The organism is Mesorhizobium sp. M4A.F.Ca.ET.020.02.1.1, assembly GCF_004022645.1.
Taxonomy (GTDB): domain Bacteria; phylum Pseudomonadota; class Alphaproteobacteria; order Rhizobiales; family Rhizobiaceae; genus Mesorhizobium.
On record NZ_RZOI01001441.1, the window covers coordinates 1 to 379 of the forward strand.

Sequence of the window (379 nt, forward strand, 5' to 3'; positions counted from 1 at the left end):
GCTCCATGCCGCCGGCCTTGCCGGCATCGGTGCCGATGGTCTCCGAGCCCCAGCCCTTGATGTCCTTGCCGATCAGGAACTGGATGGCTTCCGCCGTCGGGCCCGGCGTGTGCGGGCCGGTTTCGTTGGCGTTGAGGAAAGCGGCTTCCGAGCCGTTGCGCTTGTACCAGTCGGTGCGCATCACCACCCACTCGCCGGCATTGATGGCGCCATGCTTGGCTTCCCAGGCCTTGATGTGGTCGACGGTGAGCAGGAAATCGTGGTCGGCGGCCGATTCCGTCGAGCAGTCGATGACATTGACCGGGCCGACGAAATTCTGCGCCGGAATGGTGTCGGTGGCGCCGTCCGGATAGTCCTTGCCGGTGATCCAGTGCTGCGG

Annotated in this window: 1 protein-coding gene; it reads right to left on the reverse strand. The window is 65.4% G+C overall.

What is annotated here, in order from left to right:
* The coding region (locus EN742_RS37585) for a cyclase family protein (RefSeq protein WP_189375794.1) at window positions 1-379 on the reverse strand (379 nt) is incomplete at both ends.